At 41.3% G+C, this 13,152-nt stretch carries 13 protein-coding genes; 6 read left to right on the top strand and 7 right to left on the bottom strand.

The window, feature by feature from the left end:
* Window positions 1-48: 48 nt before the first annotated feature.
* Window positions 49-1,743, bottom strand: coding sequence for a glycosyl hydrolase family 18 protein (locus tag RBB56_RS07670; protein WP_306721793.1), 1,695 nt, complete (start codon window positions 1,741-1,743; stop codon window positions 49-51).
* Window positions 1,744-2,565: 822 nt separating this feature from the next.
* On the opposite strand from RBB56_RS07670, the gene RBB56_RS07675 reads away from it, so the two are divergent.
* Window positions 2,566-3,348, top strand: a complete 783-nt coding sequence (locus tag RBB56_RS07675; RefSeq protein ID WP_306721794.1) for an adaptor protein MecA — start codon at window positions 2,566-2,568, stop codon at window positions 3,346-3,348.
* A 236-nt stretch (window positions 3,349-3,584) separates the two neighbouring features.
* On the opposite strand, the gene RBB56_RS07680 is transcribed toward RBB56_RS07675, so the two are convergent.
* Window positions 3,585-3,779 carry a DUF1858 domain-containing protein gene (locus tag RBB56_RS07680; RefSeq protein WP_306721795.1) on the bottom strand — a complete coding sequence of 65 codons (195 nt, stop codon included), beginning with the start codon at window positions 3,777-3,779 and terminating at the stop codon, window positions 3,585-3,587.
* 264 nt (window positions 3,780-4,043) lie between these two features.
* Here RBB56_RS07680 and pflB point away from each other — a divergent pair, with 264 nt between their 5' ends.
* From pflB to RBB56_RS07705, 5 genes are all read left to right on the top strand, one after another.
* Window positions 4,044-6,083 (top strand): formate C-acetyltransferase, encoded by a 2,040-nt coding sequence (gene pflB, locus RBB56_RS07685; protein WP_306721796.1) that lies wholly within the window; start codon window positions 4,044-4,046, stop codon window positions 6,081-6,083.
* A 39-nt stretch (window positions 6,084-6,122) separates the two neighbouring features.
* On the top strand, window positions 6,123-6,344 hold the full coding sequence (locus RBB56_RS07690; RefSeq protein ID WP_306721797.1) for a hypothetical protein: 222 nt from the start codon (window positions 6,123-6,125) through the stop codon (window positions 6,342-6,344).
* Window position 6,345: 1 nt separating this feature from the next.
* The gene (grcA3, locus tag RBB56_RS07695; RefSeq protein ID WP_306721798.1) at window positions 6,346-6,591 is read left to right on the top strand and encodes an autonomous glycyl radical cofactor GrcA3; all 246 of its coding nucleotides are present in this window, start codon (window positions 6,346-6,348) and stop codon (window positions 6,589-6,591) included.
* A 75-nt stretch (window positions 6,592-6,666) separates the two neighbouring features.
* Window positions 6,667-7,428 carry a pyruvate formate-lyase-activating protein gene (gene pflA / locus RBB56_RS07700; RefSeq protein ID WP_306721799.1) on the top strand — a complete coding sequence of 254 codons (762 nt, stop codon included), beginning with the start codon at window positions 6,667-6,669 and terminating at the stop codon, window positions 7,426-7,428.
* A 98-nt stretch (window positions 7,429-7,526) separates the two neighbouring features.
* Window positions 7,527-7,697 (top strand): DUF362 domain-containing protein, encoded by a 171-nt coding sequence (locus RBB56_RS07705; protein ID WP_306721800.1) that lies wholly within the window; start codon window positions 7,527-7,529, stop codon window positions 7,695-7,697.
* A 111-nt stretch (window positions 7,698-7,808) separates the two neighbouring features.
* Here the strand turns inward: RBB56_RS07705 and RBB56_RS07710 are convergent, their stop codons facing one another.
* The 5 genes from RBB56_RS07710 to RBB56_RS07730 form a co-directional block, all read right to left on the bottom strand.
* The gene (locus tag RBB56_RS07710; RefSeq protein ID WP_306721801.1) at window positions 7,809-8,972 is read right to left on the bottom strand and encodes a glycoside hydrolase family 88 protein; all 1,164 of its coding nucleotides are present in this window, start codon (window positions 8,970-8,972) and stop codon (window positions 7,809-7,811) included.
* 91 nt (window positions 8,973-9,063) lie between these two features.
* A complete protein-coding gene (locus RBB56_RS07715; RefSeq protein WP_306721802.1) occupies window positions 9,064-10,059 on the bottom strand; it encodes a PHP domain-containing protein in 996 nt (331 codons plus the stop codon).
* Between the two features lie 15 nt (window positions 10,060-10,074).
* Window positions 10,075-11,322, bottom strand: coding sequence for an MFS transporter (locus RBB56_RS07720; RefSeq protein ID WP_306721803.1), 1,248 nt, complete (start codon window positions 11,320-11,322; stop codon window positions 10,075-10,077).
* 4 nt (window positions 11,323-11,326) lie between these two features.
* Window positions 11,327-12,175: a carbohydrate ABC transporter permease gene (locus tag RBB56_RS07725; protein WP_306721804.1), complete on the bottom strand. Its 849-nt coding sequence runs from the start codon at window positions 12,173-12,175 to the stop codon at window positions 11,327-11,329.
* Between the two features lie 11 nt (window positions 12,176-12,186).
* On the bottom strand, window positions 12,187-13,092 hold the full coding sequence (locus RBB56_RS07730) for a carbohydrate ABC transporter permease (protein ID WP_306721805.1): 906 nt from the start codon (window positions 13,090-13,092) through the stop codon (window positions 12,187-12,189).
* Window positions 13,093-13,152: the final 60 nt, after the last annotated feature.

Consider the following 13,152-nt stretch of genomic DNA (forward strand, 5'->3'; position numbering starts at 1 on the left):
CTCCAATCTATGAAATATAAGAGAGAAAAATGAACAAATTTCTCTTTTCTATTGCTTCAAATAGTTCTCGATCACATCCCATATGGAAGGCTTTTCGAACCCTAACTTCCATGCGGCAACACCTGCAATATTGTATTTATTCATGATGTTAAGCTTAACCTCGATGGACTGTTCATCCTCCAACCATACTTGGTAGAAACTGGTTCCTTCCTGTATCTCGCCGTAATTTTGGCAGGTAACTTCATCCCATCTTATTTCTATATTATGGTTTTTCACGAATTCCTCCGCTAATTCCATACCTACTGCCTGGCTGGTAAGCTCTGCGCCTTTCGTCTCCCATATTCTCGTGTAAAAAGGAATCGCATTAATTACCTTCTCAGGCGCCACCTGTTCTACCGTTCTTTTAATTCCTTCCTCTACAAAACTGATAGAGGCAACACTTCCCGCCTCGGAGCTTCCTTTATAATACTCGTCATATCCCATAATAATGACATAATCTGCTACCGCTCCCTGTTCCTCGCGGTCATAATGATCCGTATATCCTGTAGGCACATAGTTATCCACGGAAAGCACAATACCATTTTTCCTGCAGGCAACCGATAACTCCCTAATAAACTGTATGAAGTGTTCCCCGGCATCCCGGCTGACTTCCTCGAAGTCCACATTGATTCCGTCCAAATCATATGCCAATGCCTCATTGATCAGGTTATCGATTAAATGCGCTCTTTTGCTCGTATAAGATAATACTTCATAAGTATTCACAGCTTCCTTATTTGTAAAATTATCGATAAGAGCCCATACCTCAATTCCCAGCTCATGCGCCTTTGTTACATAATCCTTAGATGCAAAGCTTGTAAAGTTGCCATCATTATCGCTAAGTGCGAACCAGGTAGGAGAAATCGTATTGATTCCCTTTGTTCCTGCCAGTGCGGAAGAAAGCGTGTCGTTTCCTGCCACCCCTGCCACCGCATGCCATCCCAAATTAATTTTATATGGTTTCGATATATTCGTATATACCGGCTCCTCATAATCGGTGACCGGTATCGGAGATTCTACCGCATAGTTGTCCAAGTGCTTTTTCTCCACATAGCCGATAATGGAGTTATCAGTCTTTACCTTACTCCACTTCTCCATCTCTTCAATTACAATAACGGTATCACCCTCGTTCATATCTTCAAGAATCGGGCTTTTCACACCGCCTTGATAGCGTACCGCTGTATCCTTTATGATCTGAGCAGTATTTCTTTCTTCCCATTTCGTATAGACTTGCATATAATTGGGGTCGGTAAACGCTTCATAAGAAAAGTTCGCATACTTTTTCACGTAATCGATTGCCACATAGAGAATATCTCCTTCATTTCTGGCAATGATATATTCTTCAGAAGCAATTCCTTGTGCCGTTTCGTATTCAGAAGATCCGATTTCATTACGAATCGTTTCTTCCGGTAACGTAATTAACAGGAGTCCTTCTCTTTTATCTTCGTATAACCTGTCGTTAAAGTACTTATGAACCGTAGCCAAATCAAGGTAATATACCCCATCAAACAACTTCGCTGATTCCTCTATTACCTCATCTTGTAAGATAATTGGTACCTCCTCGGCACTTTCTATCGCAAAGTACTCTTTGAGATCCTTCCTCTCCTTAGAGTACGAATATTTATCTACAACTTTTATCGCAATACTTATTGCAACAACCACAATGATAAGGACGATTGCAGCTATTACCGGAATTATTTTCTTCATTCATCCAGCTCCCTTCCAACCGTCCTTTATTATAGCAAACTATTCCTATACCGTCATTACCAATTTTGACTTTTTATTACTTTTTTTGTCAGCATATATAATGCTTCGTACAAACGGCTACTCTACTGCATCTGACAGTCACGGGGTCTTCCTGTTTTTATGCAATATTATTTACAATATGGTTAAGCAGAGAATTATTGGTTATTGTTATCGATTACCTGTTTGTGACCAAAAGCAGTTTCGTGATATACTTTTTTATAAAATGACGATAATAGATAAATAGAAGGATGCCCTGAACATGTATCAAATAAAATGGTACAAAAATAAAATGTCCTGCTTTAGAACTATACGCGAATTATAAATTGTGAAAATATTTGGAAAATTTTATTTTATGAGCAAGCACATAAGCTTGTAAGACATCTCCCATACTATATAATGAAATATGGAAGATAAGAATGGAAATATTTAACCGCTTAAAATAAGCAAAAAATATTCCAATTTATGCTTTAAAATGATACAATAAATATATAGAACTGTCATGCCTCCTTCCGATACTGACTATCCAGAGACATCCTATGGGAGTAATTATAACCAAACTTTTCGGATATTTCAAGTAAATTTTGAAGGAAATTTCTTATTTTATTTCTTTTGTTAAAATTTTTATTAAAATTTTTTAAACACTGAATCAATGCTATTGACTTAGCCTATCGTTAAGTATAATATACATTTAACTGTAAAGTATTATTCTTTAGGGTTTTAATAGGTTCAGGTTAGTCACAAGATAAAACAATGGCAGTATCTTAATAGTAAGGATGTGATAACATGAAAATTGAAAAAGTTAACGACCATCAGATTCGCTGTACACTTACGAGAGAAGATTTAGCCGACCGTGAATTAAAAATCAGTGAACTCGCATACGGAACCGAGAAAGCAAAGAATCTGTTTCGAGATATGATGCAACAAGCATCCTTTGAATTCGGATTCGAGGCTGAAGACATTCCGCTGATGATAGAAGCTATCCCGCTAAACGCAGACTGTATCGTTCTTATCATTACCAAGGTAGAGGATCCGGAGGAACTCGATACTCGTTTCTCCAAATTTGCCCCTTCCGTTCACGATACAGATGATGAGTTAGACGAAATGATAGATAGTCTTTCCGAAGGAGCCGACGATGTGCTCGATTTATTCAAGAAGATTCACGATGGCAAATTCGCCAGTCAACAGATAGATACGGCAAACACTTCTCACAAGGAAGAACAGCAGACAAAGAGTGAAAAGGCACCGGACTTACCCATTCAGGCGGAGCAAGACTTGACAAGGATCTTTTCCTTCGATTCTTTGAACACTATTACGAGGATTTCCCGTATTCTTGCCCACTACTATGGAAGCAGTAATTCATTATACAAAAACGATGTTAATCACCGATATGTACTTCTCATCTCCAAGGGGAGCCACACGCCGGTAGAATTCAACAAAATATGCAATATTTTATCCGAATATGGAACCAGCGAAAAATATGCACTGGCAAGTGAAGCATATTTAGAAGAACATTTTGAACCCATTATTAAAAATAATGCTCTACAGGCACTGAGTCAAATATTATAGTAGCAAAATCCCATCACCTTCGGTGATGGGATTTTCATTTGCCATATTACATAATGTCAGGGGCAAAAGGTATTTTACCCCTATGATACCTACGGATTGCTACGCACTTTGTGCTCTCGCAATCCTAAAACATGAGAAATCCGCCCTATTCGGTCTACTTTCTCATGTTTTGCGGGTCCCAAAGTCATGTTTTTTCATGCTCGCATGAAACACATGACCTTTTGACCCTGGTATCATCACATTGCAGCTGCAACCTTCTTCATCAGGTCATCTATGTTCATACCATGAACCATAGCTGCTTCTTCCAACGTCTCACCCTGAGAAGAAGGACATCCTAAACAATGCATCCCTACTTCCATAAGAACAGGTGCCACATTAGGATTTATTCTTAATATTTCTCCAATTGTCATATCCTTGGTAATCTCTGCCATCTTTCATTTACCTCCTTTTGTATAAAAAATGTTTTCTGGGAAAACTATAGTTAGTATAATACTTTCTCCACCTTCTGACAACCTATTCTCAATTATTAATATAATTAACAAAAATTTTATAATTATATGCTAGGATTGCATGAATGTTCCTAAAAAAGTACATTCCGTCGCTTGACGCACTAAGAATGTTTGACATATAATTAACATGTTCGAAAATTGTAATATAAAAACTAATTATAAATTAATTTTAGGAGGCTTATTTAAATGAGACCAGAATGGAAAGATTTTGTAGGCGGCAAATGGGAAAGCGAAATCAACGTTCGCGACTTCATCCAGAAAAACTATCATCCTTATGATGGCGATGAATCCTTTTTGGCAGAGGCTACACAAAACACAAAAGATTTATGGAACATGGTACTTGAACTTCAGAAGAAAGAGCGCGAAGCAGGCGGCGTTCTCGATATGGATACAAAGATTGTTTCCACTATCACTTCTCACGGTCCCGGTTACCTGGACAAGGAAAAAGAGACAATTGTCGGCTTCCAGACAGATAAACCTTTCAAACGTTCCCTTCAGCCTTATGGTGGTATTCGTATGGCAGAAAAGGCTTGCTCCGATAATGGATATGAAGTAGCTCCTGAGATCAGCGAGTTCTTCTCCACACATAGAAAAACACACAATGCAGGATGCTTCGATGCTTATAATGAAGATATGAGAGCATGCCGTTCTTCCCATATTGTTACAGGTCTTCCGGATGCTTACGGAAGAGGACGTATTATCGGTGACTACAGACGTATTGCTCTATACGGAATCGATAGATTGATCGAAGATAAACTCGCTCAGAAGGATTCTACAGGCCGCGTTATGACCGACGAAGTTATTCGTCTGCGCGAAGAACTCTCCGAGCAGATCGTGGCTCTTAAGATGATGAAACAGATGGCCGCTTCTTATGGATGCGATATCTCCAAGCCATCCACTAACGTAAAAGAAGCAATTCAGGCTATGTATTTCGGATATTTATGTGCAGTAAAAGAGCAAAACGGTGCGGCTATGTCCCTCGGACGTACTTCCACCTTTATCGATTGCTTCGCAGAAAGAGACTTAGAAAACGGAACCTTCACAGAAGAGCAGATTCAGGAATTCATCGATCACTTCATTATGAAATTAAGATGTATAAAATTTGCTCGTACACCTGAATACAATCAGATCTTTGCAGGTGACCCTGTATGGGTAACGGAATCTCTCGCTGGTGTCGGTGTTGACGGACGTCACCTCGTATCCAGAACCTCTTTCCGTTATTTACACACTCTTACTACTTTAGGAGCTTCTCCCGAGCCGAACTTAACTGTTCTCTGGTCTACAAGACTCCCTGAGAACTTCAAAAGATACTGCGCTAAGATGTCTATCCTGACGTCTTCCATTCAGTATGAAAACGATGATCTTATGAGAGTAACTCATGCGGACGATTACGGTATTGCATGCTGCGTATCCTCCATGGTAATCGGTAAAGAAATGCAGTTCTTCGGCGCTCGTGCTAACCTTGCAAAATGTATGCTTTACGCTTTGAACGGCGGCATTGACGAAGTAACGAAGAAACAGGTCGGCCCGAAATACCGCAAGGTAGAAGGCGATGTTCTCGACTTTGATGATGTAATGGATAAATTCAAAGATATGATGGAATGGCAGGCAGATGTATATGTTAATACATTGAATGTTATCCACTATATGCATGATAAATACTGCTACGAAAGAGCACAGATGGCTCTTCACGATAGAGATGTTAAGCGTTACTTCGCAACAGGTATTGCCGGATTATCTATCGTTGCAGACTCCTTATCCGCTATTAAATACGCTAAGGTAGAAGTAGTCAGAGATGAAGACGGAATTATCGTTGACTTTAAGACAACCGGCGATTTCCCTAAATACGGTAATGACGATGACCGCGTAGACGAAATAGCACGTAAGATCGTTTCCACATTTATGACAGCGATCAGAAGACACCATACCTATAGAGACGGTGTTCCTACCATGTCCGTTCTTACGATTACTTCTAACGTAACTTACGGTAAGGCAACAGGAAACACACCGGATGGACGCAAGAAAGGTCAGCCTTTCGCTCCCGGTGCTAACCCGATGCACGGACGTGATACTCACGGTGCTATCGCTTCTCTTGCATCCGTTGCAAAACTTCCATTCGCAGACGCTCAGGACGGTATCTCCAATACCTTCTCCATCATTCCCGGCGCTCTCGGAAAAGAAGACAGAGTATTCTCCGGAGACATTGATTTGGATTTAAACAGCTAATATAAAAACAACGATAACAAAACGAAGAAAGGGGTTATTATGGACGAACAAGCAATGATTGATGATATTGTAAAAATGCTGGATGCCGGCACACTCAAAGGCGTTGGCCATATCAACGTGGATGTGGATGCTTCTTTAGAGGAAGCTAAGAGCGTTCAGACTATGGGATGCACCGATTGCTCCAGAACTCCCCTGGCATGCAGTGTTCCCACATTGGAACAAGGCTTAGATGATTTTTCGATAACGAAAGGAGATAAATAAAATGGCAGATATTAGTTCCGCACAGGTTGATAACCTCGTATCATTATTAGATGGATATGCTACACAAGGTGGACACCACCTGAACGTTAACGTTCTTAACAGAGATACTCTTCTGGATGCTCAGAAACATCCTGAGAATTATCCTCAGCTCACTATCCGCGTATCCGGATATGCAGTTAACTTCATTAAGTTAACTCCCGAACAGCAGAATGACGTTATTTCCCGTACATTCCATGAATCCGTGTAATTAAACGCAAGATGTAACTATCAAAGGGCCTTGAAGCAGTTCAGGGCCCTTTAAAAAAAGAAAAGGAAGATAGCTATGCAAGGCAGAATACATTCAATTGAAAGTTTTGGTACTGTGGACGGCCCCGGTACGAGATTCGTTGTTTTCCTACAGGGATGTCCCATGCGTTGTGCCTATTGCCATAATCCCGATACATGGGAAATGAATGGCGGCACTCTTATGGAGCCGAAAGAAATTTTTGAGCAATATAGGCGAAACAAAGGCTTTTATAAAAATGGCGGCATAACCGTAACCGGTGGGGAGCCGCTTTTACAAATCGATTTCCTTATCGATTTATTTACCATTGCCAAAAAAGAAGGCGTTCATACCTGTATCGATACCTCCGGCATTACCTATAAGGCCCATAATACGGCGTGGGTGAAGAAGTTGGATAAGCTTATGGAGCTAACGGACCTCGTTATGCTCGATATTAAGCATATCGATGCCGTAAAGCATAAAGAACTCACGGAACAACCCAATGAAGATATCCTTGACTTCGCATCCTATCTGAATGAAAAACATGTGGATATGTGGATTCGTCACGTAATTGTTCCCGGATACACAGATGACGACAAATATCTCTTCGACCTTGGATATTTTATCGGTCAATTCAGTAATCTGAAAGCTTTGGATGTTCTACCCTATCATGTTATGGGCGAAGCGAAATATAAAGAACTCAACATGGAATATAAGCTTGCAGGCGTACCTGCCATGGATAAGGATAAGGCTGCTGAAAAGAGGCGCGTCATCCTTGACGGCGTCAAAAAACGCCGCAGTGAACCGGGGCAGCCCCATTAAATTTTTCGCTTGTATTTACACTACTTTTGTATTAAAATAAGATAAGGTTTGATAACAATTTATCAATCAGAGATACATAGTTAAGGAGGAAATATAACATGGCATATGTAATTGATGATTCTTGTGTAAGCTGTGGCGCTTGCGAGCCTCAGTGTCCCGTTGAAGCAATCAGCGCTGGTGACAGCCAGTACAATATTGATGCGGATACTTGCATCGACTGCGGTTCTTGCGCAGGTGTTTGCCCTACAGGCGCTATTTCTCAGGGCTAATATGAATTTAACCGACATTAAGAGCGTGCTGTCAAGCTATCTTGAAGATAATTTGGCAGCACGCTTCTTTATTTTGAGTACTAAAAGAGGGCCGTATCATTTAATTTTCACTTACCAATACAATACCCAATCTTTCTGTAATCTGGTCAGCGCTTCCATATAGAAGTAATCACCCCAGGAGTTACATTCATCCACACCGCAATGATGACAAGTATTATAGGGAGAATGATTGGAATAAGTGCTATGCAGTACAAGTCCGTTAGAAACTCTTTCATCCTTCACCGCATAGTTGTCATATAGAGACTTCATCAGTTTCATCGCATACTTTTTGTATATTGCAGCATCCTCTTTTTCCATATATTTAATCATTTCCAACATACCGCAGGCTGCAATGGAGGCGGAGGAAGAATCTCTCGGCTGATCGTCCCCATCCGTGAATTCTAAGTCCCAAAAGGGAACCATATCCTTAGGCAGATGCTCAAGGAAGTATCCGGTTACATTCTTAAATATATTCATATATTCTTTTCTGCCTGTATACTTATATGCCAGTGCACTGCCATAGATCCCCCATGCTTGCCCTCTTGCCCAGGCAGATCCGTCACGGTATCCCTGGCAGGTGGCACCATGATCCGGTGCACCCGTTTTCATATCAAAGAAAAAGGTATGCCATGTGGAGTAATCTTCTCTGATGATATTTTTTATCGTTGTATGTATATGTTTCTCCGCAATATTCCTATACTTATTATCCCCAGTCTCTTCCGATGCCCAATACAGTAACGGAAGATTCAAAAGACAGTCTATAATCAGCCTGTAATTTTCCGGCGCATCCATAGCCCCCCATGCTTGGATAAATTCTCCCACCGGATGGTATCTGCTGATTAGCTGATCCGCCGCCTTAATCGCAGCTTCTCTTCCCGCCTTACTTCCGATTAGTTTATATCCTGCCACACAGGACGGAGAGTACAAAAACCCCATATCATGATGATCCACCACAATTTTTTCATCAATCCTGTGAAGAAAACTTTCTATCTGAATTTCTCCCACCCTTTTTAGTCTTTCATCACCGCAGTACTCATAAGCCAGCCAGATCTCTCCGGTCCAGAATCCCGTAGTCCAATCGTTGTTCTCAATAGGCTTATAAAAATTATTCTCACTGTAGGCATTCTGGAACTTGTATGTAAATTCCGGCAAATTTCTTATTATCTGCTCTGCACAAAACCGAAGTGCCTCATTCACTTCTCTATCTGTAATCATCGGCATATTTTCATATAACATATTTTATCTCACTCCTTTGCGCAATTTATAATTCGCTTCCGCCGACTCCAAGCCAAAACGAAAATAGCGATGGTTTTTGGGCTTTTACCATCTATCCTTCTTCCTCCAATTGCATCTTCATAATATTATCCAAAAACCATGCATTTGTGTTTGCATGGCGCCCTTTTTCATCTTCAATATCTACCCGCAGGTAACCTTCTTTTCCGCTTATCACAAATTCCGCTTCCTGTAGCAATTCTCCCTCCGATGCCGCCAGCCTGTGGCAATTCCTTCCCTGGGTCCTGACATAGATTTTCTTCACAGGACTGCATTTAATTATGAGCCTGTTCCCGGACAAAGTAATCTTTGCAAATTCCGGTCCCATGGAAGAATAAAATAAACCCTTCTTCAATGCCTCCATAATTTCCGGATAGTTAAGTTCCTTTGCATAAATCATGGTAAATCCCCCAAAAGAATCATTAAAAGGATGGCCTTGAGGATAGCTGTTATGGTTATCATCGGACGCAACACAAAAAATCCGCTGTCCTTCCCTCAACATTTCATCATATGCCTGGGGGTGATATCCATATAGACCGTCCAATTCACAGCCATGGTTATAGATTTCCATTCCCCACAACCCCTTAAGTCCGGTGTAATCTGAGCAGGACTGCAACGACCAATAAGGGTGGTTATAACATGCCAGAAATCCCATTGTATTCATTTCATCTATGTAACGGTTAATATATTCCATATCATAATATTTCCGTTCAGGCTGCAACTTTGTTATACTCTCCTCGGAGTGTGTATGAGGGACCGTATCGTACAGATTGATATGATACGTCTTAATCCTCGAAAAATCCCATTGGACATTGCCGAACTCATTAATATCCACCTCCATGGCAGAAATCGCAAGAAAATCTTTATCGCTTAAATGAGAAAAATTATGATACTGTCTGTGATCTGTGTAAGCGACCACCGCATAACCCTGTTCTTTGTAAATTTCTTTAACTTCCTCCGGCGTAAGTTCACCATCCGAGTATGTAGTATGGCAATGCAGGTTAGCTTTATAATAATTTCCCTGCTCAGGAAGTAATTGTATCTCTTTCATCTCATTGGTCCTTTCCTAATGACGCGATAGATAATTAAATAAATAGCTTTTCCATTTTACAACGGCTGCCAGACAACAGATTGCCGCTACTCCCGCACCGAACGCCCATAGCAGGATGGTCACATTCCATCCCCATCTTTCCGACAGAGCACCGATTCCGTAGGTAGACAGTGCACTGCCTAAATAAACTGTGGAATTCAGGATACCGGATACTGTGGATGCCTTTCCTATTCCCCCGAATCGGGAAGGCAGTACGGCAATCAGCATCGTATTGACCGCCATCATAGCGGTAGTCCCCATTGCCAGCATGGCAAGCGACAACAGCAGGCTTCTGCCGGAGCTTCCCCATAAGATTAACAACAGTCCTCCGCAGATAAGAAAAAAAATACCCGATGTTCTTATCTCCCCTTTTCCCCAGTTCCTATCCACAAATGCCGCAAGCCAGACTCCTGCCAGATTCGACAGGGGAATGAGCATAGTGCTTAATACGGCTGCTGACGAACTCATAGCAAAATTCTCTCCGATATATACCGGTACCCATGTAGTAACTCCATCTTTCAGCGCCCCCTGCACCAATAAGGCTATCATCACAAGGATCAATCCCGAACCTACAAATGAGAGCCTTTTTCCCCCGAATCCTCCGCCATACTCCGTCCTGCTCCTGTCAATACGTATCATTTTGCGTTCCAGACAGAACATTCCTATCATCCACACCAGGGACATTGCCAGAAGTACCCCGGAAGCAATGGCAAATACCGGCCTCCACTTACCTGCCGCAATCACGGCTGCGGTCATTCCGTAAGCCATCATCGTTCCAACCGGAACCGCAGAATTCAGAAACAGACATACCTTAATCCGGACATCTTCTTCCAGATAATCCACCACAATTCTTATCATAGGTGACCAGATAAACGCCTGCGCCAAACCATTGATACTCCACAGGATCATCATGCCTCCGGCCTCATGGGCTCTCCACATCCCTGCATTTACCAACCCGGTGGTAAACAGGCCGCCGAACACCATCCATTTGGGCGAAAGCCTGTCTCCCAGAAACCCGCTGATCAACTGCCCCAGCCCGTAAGTGAAAAAGAAGCCCGTTCCAACTGCTCCCGCCTGTTCCTTTGTGAATCTCTCTGCCCGTATAATTTCTGCCAGGGAAGCCATATAATTCAGCCTTCCTAAATATGCAGAGATATACACAACCCAGCATAATACGGAAAGAAGCAGAATTTCTTTTCGTCCCTGGGACTTCCTAATGCTCATAACATCAACCCTTTACTCCGGTATTGGATACGCCTTCCACAAAATATTTCTGCGAAAAGAAGAACAGCACCAGAATAGGGATAAGTACGATAGTGGCTGCCGACATCTGCAATGCCGGATCCGTCACTTGTCCTTCGGTAAAGAGTTTGATTCCTACGGACAACATCTGCTTCTCAATAGATGTAATAAATAAATATGGTCCCATATAGTCATTCCATGACCATACGAATGTGAAAAGAACCATAGTAACTATCGAAGGCTTGGCAAGAGGCAGAACAATTCTTGAATAAATCTGGAAGTGGTTGCATCCGTCGATCTCGGCTGCCTCACTCAAAGAATCCGGTATGGATACAAATGCCTGCCTTACCATAAATACAAAATAAACATCAAAAGTAGCAGGTAATACAAGCGACCACATCTTATCAATAATATCAATCTGTTTGAAGATAATATATCTCGGTATGAGCATAATATCTCCCGGAATCATCAGCGCCGATAACAGCATCAAGAATACTATATTTCTTCCCTGAAATTTAATCTTAGCAAATGCATAAGCGGTGATTGTAACAACGAATATTTTCAATAAAATTGTAGTAACTGTCATTACTATCGTATTGATATACCATCTACCGAAATTATAGTAAGGATCTCCGAATAAATCCGTGTAGTTGCTCAGTACAATTTTATCCGGAATCAGTTTGATCGGATACTGCAAAACTTCACCAGATATCTTAAAGGAGGAAGACAGCATAAACAAAAACGGATAGATACAAAGAATACCGATTCCAATTAACACTGCTGTAATTACCCAGGAAGTAATTTTCTCCCGTATCACATAGTTATCTTTTTTCAAACTTATACCTCCTAATAGTTGACCCATTTATTCTGTCCTCTCCACTGTATTACAGTGAATACCAATACAATAAGGAACATGACGAGTGCCTGTGCACTGGCATACCCTGTCTGGAAATTAGAAAAGGACGTACGTATGATATTAATAGACATAACGGTAGTTGACTGTCCCGGCCCGCCTGCAGTCAATGCCTGTATAGTGGTAAAGTTCTGAAGCGATGTAATAACGGAACTAATCATCAAAAAGAAAGTTGTGGGGGACACCATAGGAATCACAATATGACGAATTCTCTGCATCTTGGTGGCACCATCGATTTGAGCTGCCTCTATAAGACTGTTATCCACATTTTGCAACGCCGCAAGATAAGTAATGAAATTAAGTCCCAGTCCTTTCCATACGGCAATTACTACAACTGTTGGCAGCGCCGTATGCAGTCCATATAATAAATATGGAGGATTCTCCATTCCCAGTCTCATAAGCAGATTTATTACCGGTCCTCCGGGACCTAACAGAAGTTTGAATACCACTGCTACCGCCACCATATTAGATACATATGGAAGAAAGAACATGGAACGGACAAGCTTCTTAAAATGAATCCCTTTGTTAACAAGATATGCTATGACAAATCCACAGACCATGATCAAAGGCACATAGATCAAAGAATACAGGCCTGTTCTTCCAAGAGCTGCCAACGCATACTCATCCCGAAAGAACTTTACAAAGTTCTGAAACCCTACGAATGTAGCATTCTGTATCTTACTGATGTAGCTTACATCTGTAAATCCAAGTACCATGGCTATCAAAAAGGGAAATCCCTGAAAGATGAAAAAACCTGCGAGATAAGGGAGAATAAACAGATAACCATAGATATTTTCTTTTTTCTGTCTGCTATATTTTCTTTTTTTTACAGTCTCCATGCCCTTTGATTCTCCTTTTTTATTAACAAAACAGGGATCCGCACCGCAGATCCCTGTTGC

Origin of the sequence: Kineothrix sp. MB12-C1, from assembly GCF_030863805.1 — a bacterium.
Classification (GTDB): Bacteria; Bacillota; Clostridia; order Lachnospirales; family Lachnospiraceae; genus Kineothrix.

Bases quoted from the DNA above. Each gene is read 5' to 3' on its own strand.
- RBB56_RS07670 (WP_306721793.1), bottom strand. From the start codon at position 1,743: ATGAAGAAAATAATTCCGGTAATAGCTGCAATCGTCCTTATCATTGTG.
- RBB56_RS07675 (WP_306721794.1), top strand. From the start codon at position 2,566: ATGAAAATTGAAAAAGTTAACGACCATCAGATTCGCTGTACACTTACG.
- RBB56_RS07680 (WP_306721795.1), bottom strand. From the start codon at position 3,779: ATGGCAGAGATTACCAAGGATATGACAATTGGAGAAATATTAAGAATA.
- pflB (WP_306721796.1), top strand. From the start codon at position 4,044: ATGAGACCAGAATGGAAAGATTTTGTAGGCGGCAAATGGGAAAGCGAA.
- RBB56_RS07690 (WP_306721797.1), top strand. From the start codon at position 6,123: ATGGACGAACAAGCAATGATTGATGATATTGTAAAAATGCTGGATGCC.
- grcA3 (WP_306721798.1), top strand. From the start codon at position 6,346: ATGGCAGATATTAGTTCCGCACAGGTTGATAACCTCGTATCATTATTA.
- pflA (WP_306721799.1), top strand. From the start codon at position 6,667: ATGCAAGGCAGAATACATTCAATTGAAAGTTTTGGTACTGTGGACGGC.
- RBB56_RS07705 (WP_306721800.1), top strand. From the start codon at position 7,527: ATGGCATATGTAATTGATGATTCTTGTGTAAGCTGTGGCGCTTGCGAG.
- RBB56_RS07710 (WP_306721801.1), bottom strand. From the start codon at position 8,972: ATGTTATATGAAAATATGCCGATGATTACAGATAGAGAAGTGAATGAG.
- RBB56_RS07715 (WP_306721802.1), bottom strand. From the start codon at position 10,059: ATGAAAGAGATACAATTACTTCCTGAGCAGGGAAATTATTATAAAGCT.
- RBB56_RS07720 (WP_306721803.1), bottom strand. From the start codon at position 11,322: ATGAGCATTAGGAAGTCCCAGGGACGAAAAGAAATTCTGCTTCTTTCC.
- RBB56_RS07730 (WP_306721805.1), bottom strand. From the start codon at position 13,092: ATGGAGACTGTAAAAAAAAGAAAATATAGCAGACAGAAAAAAGAAAAT.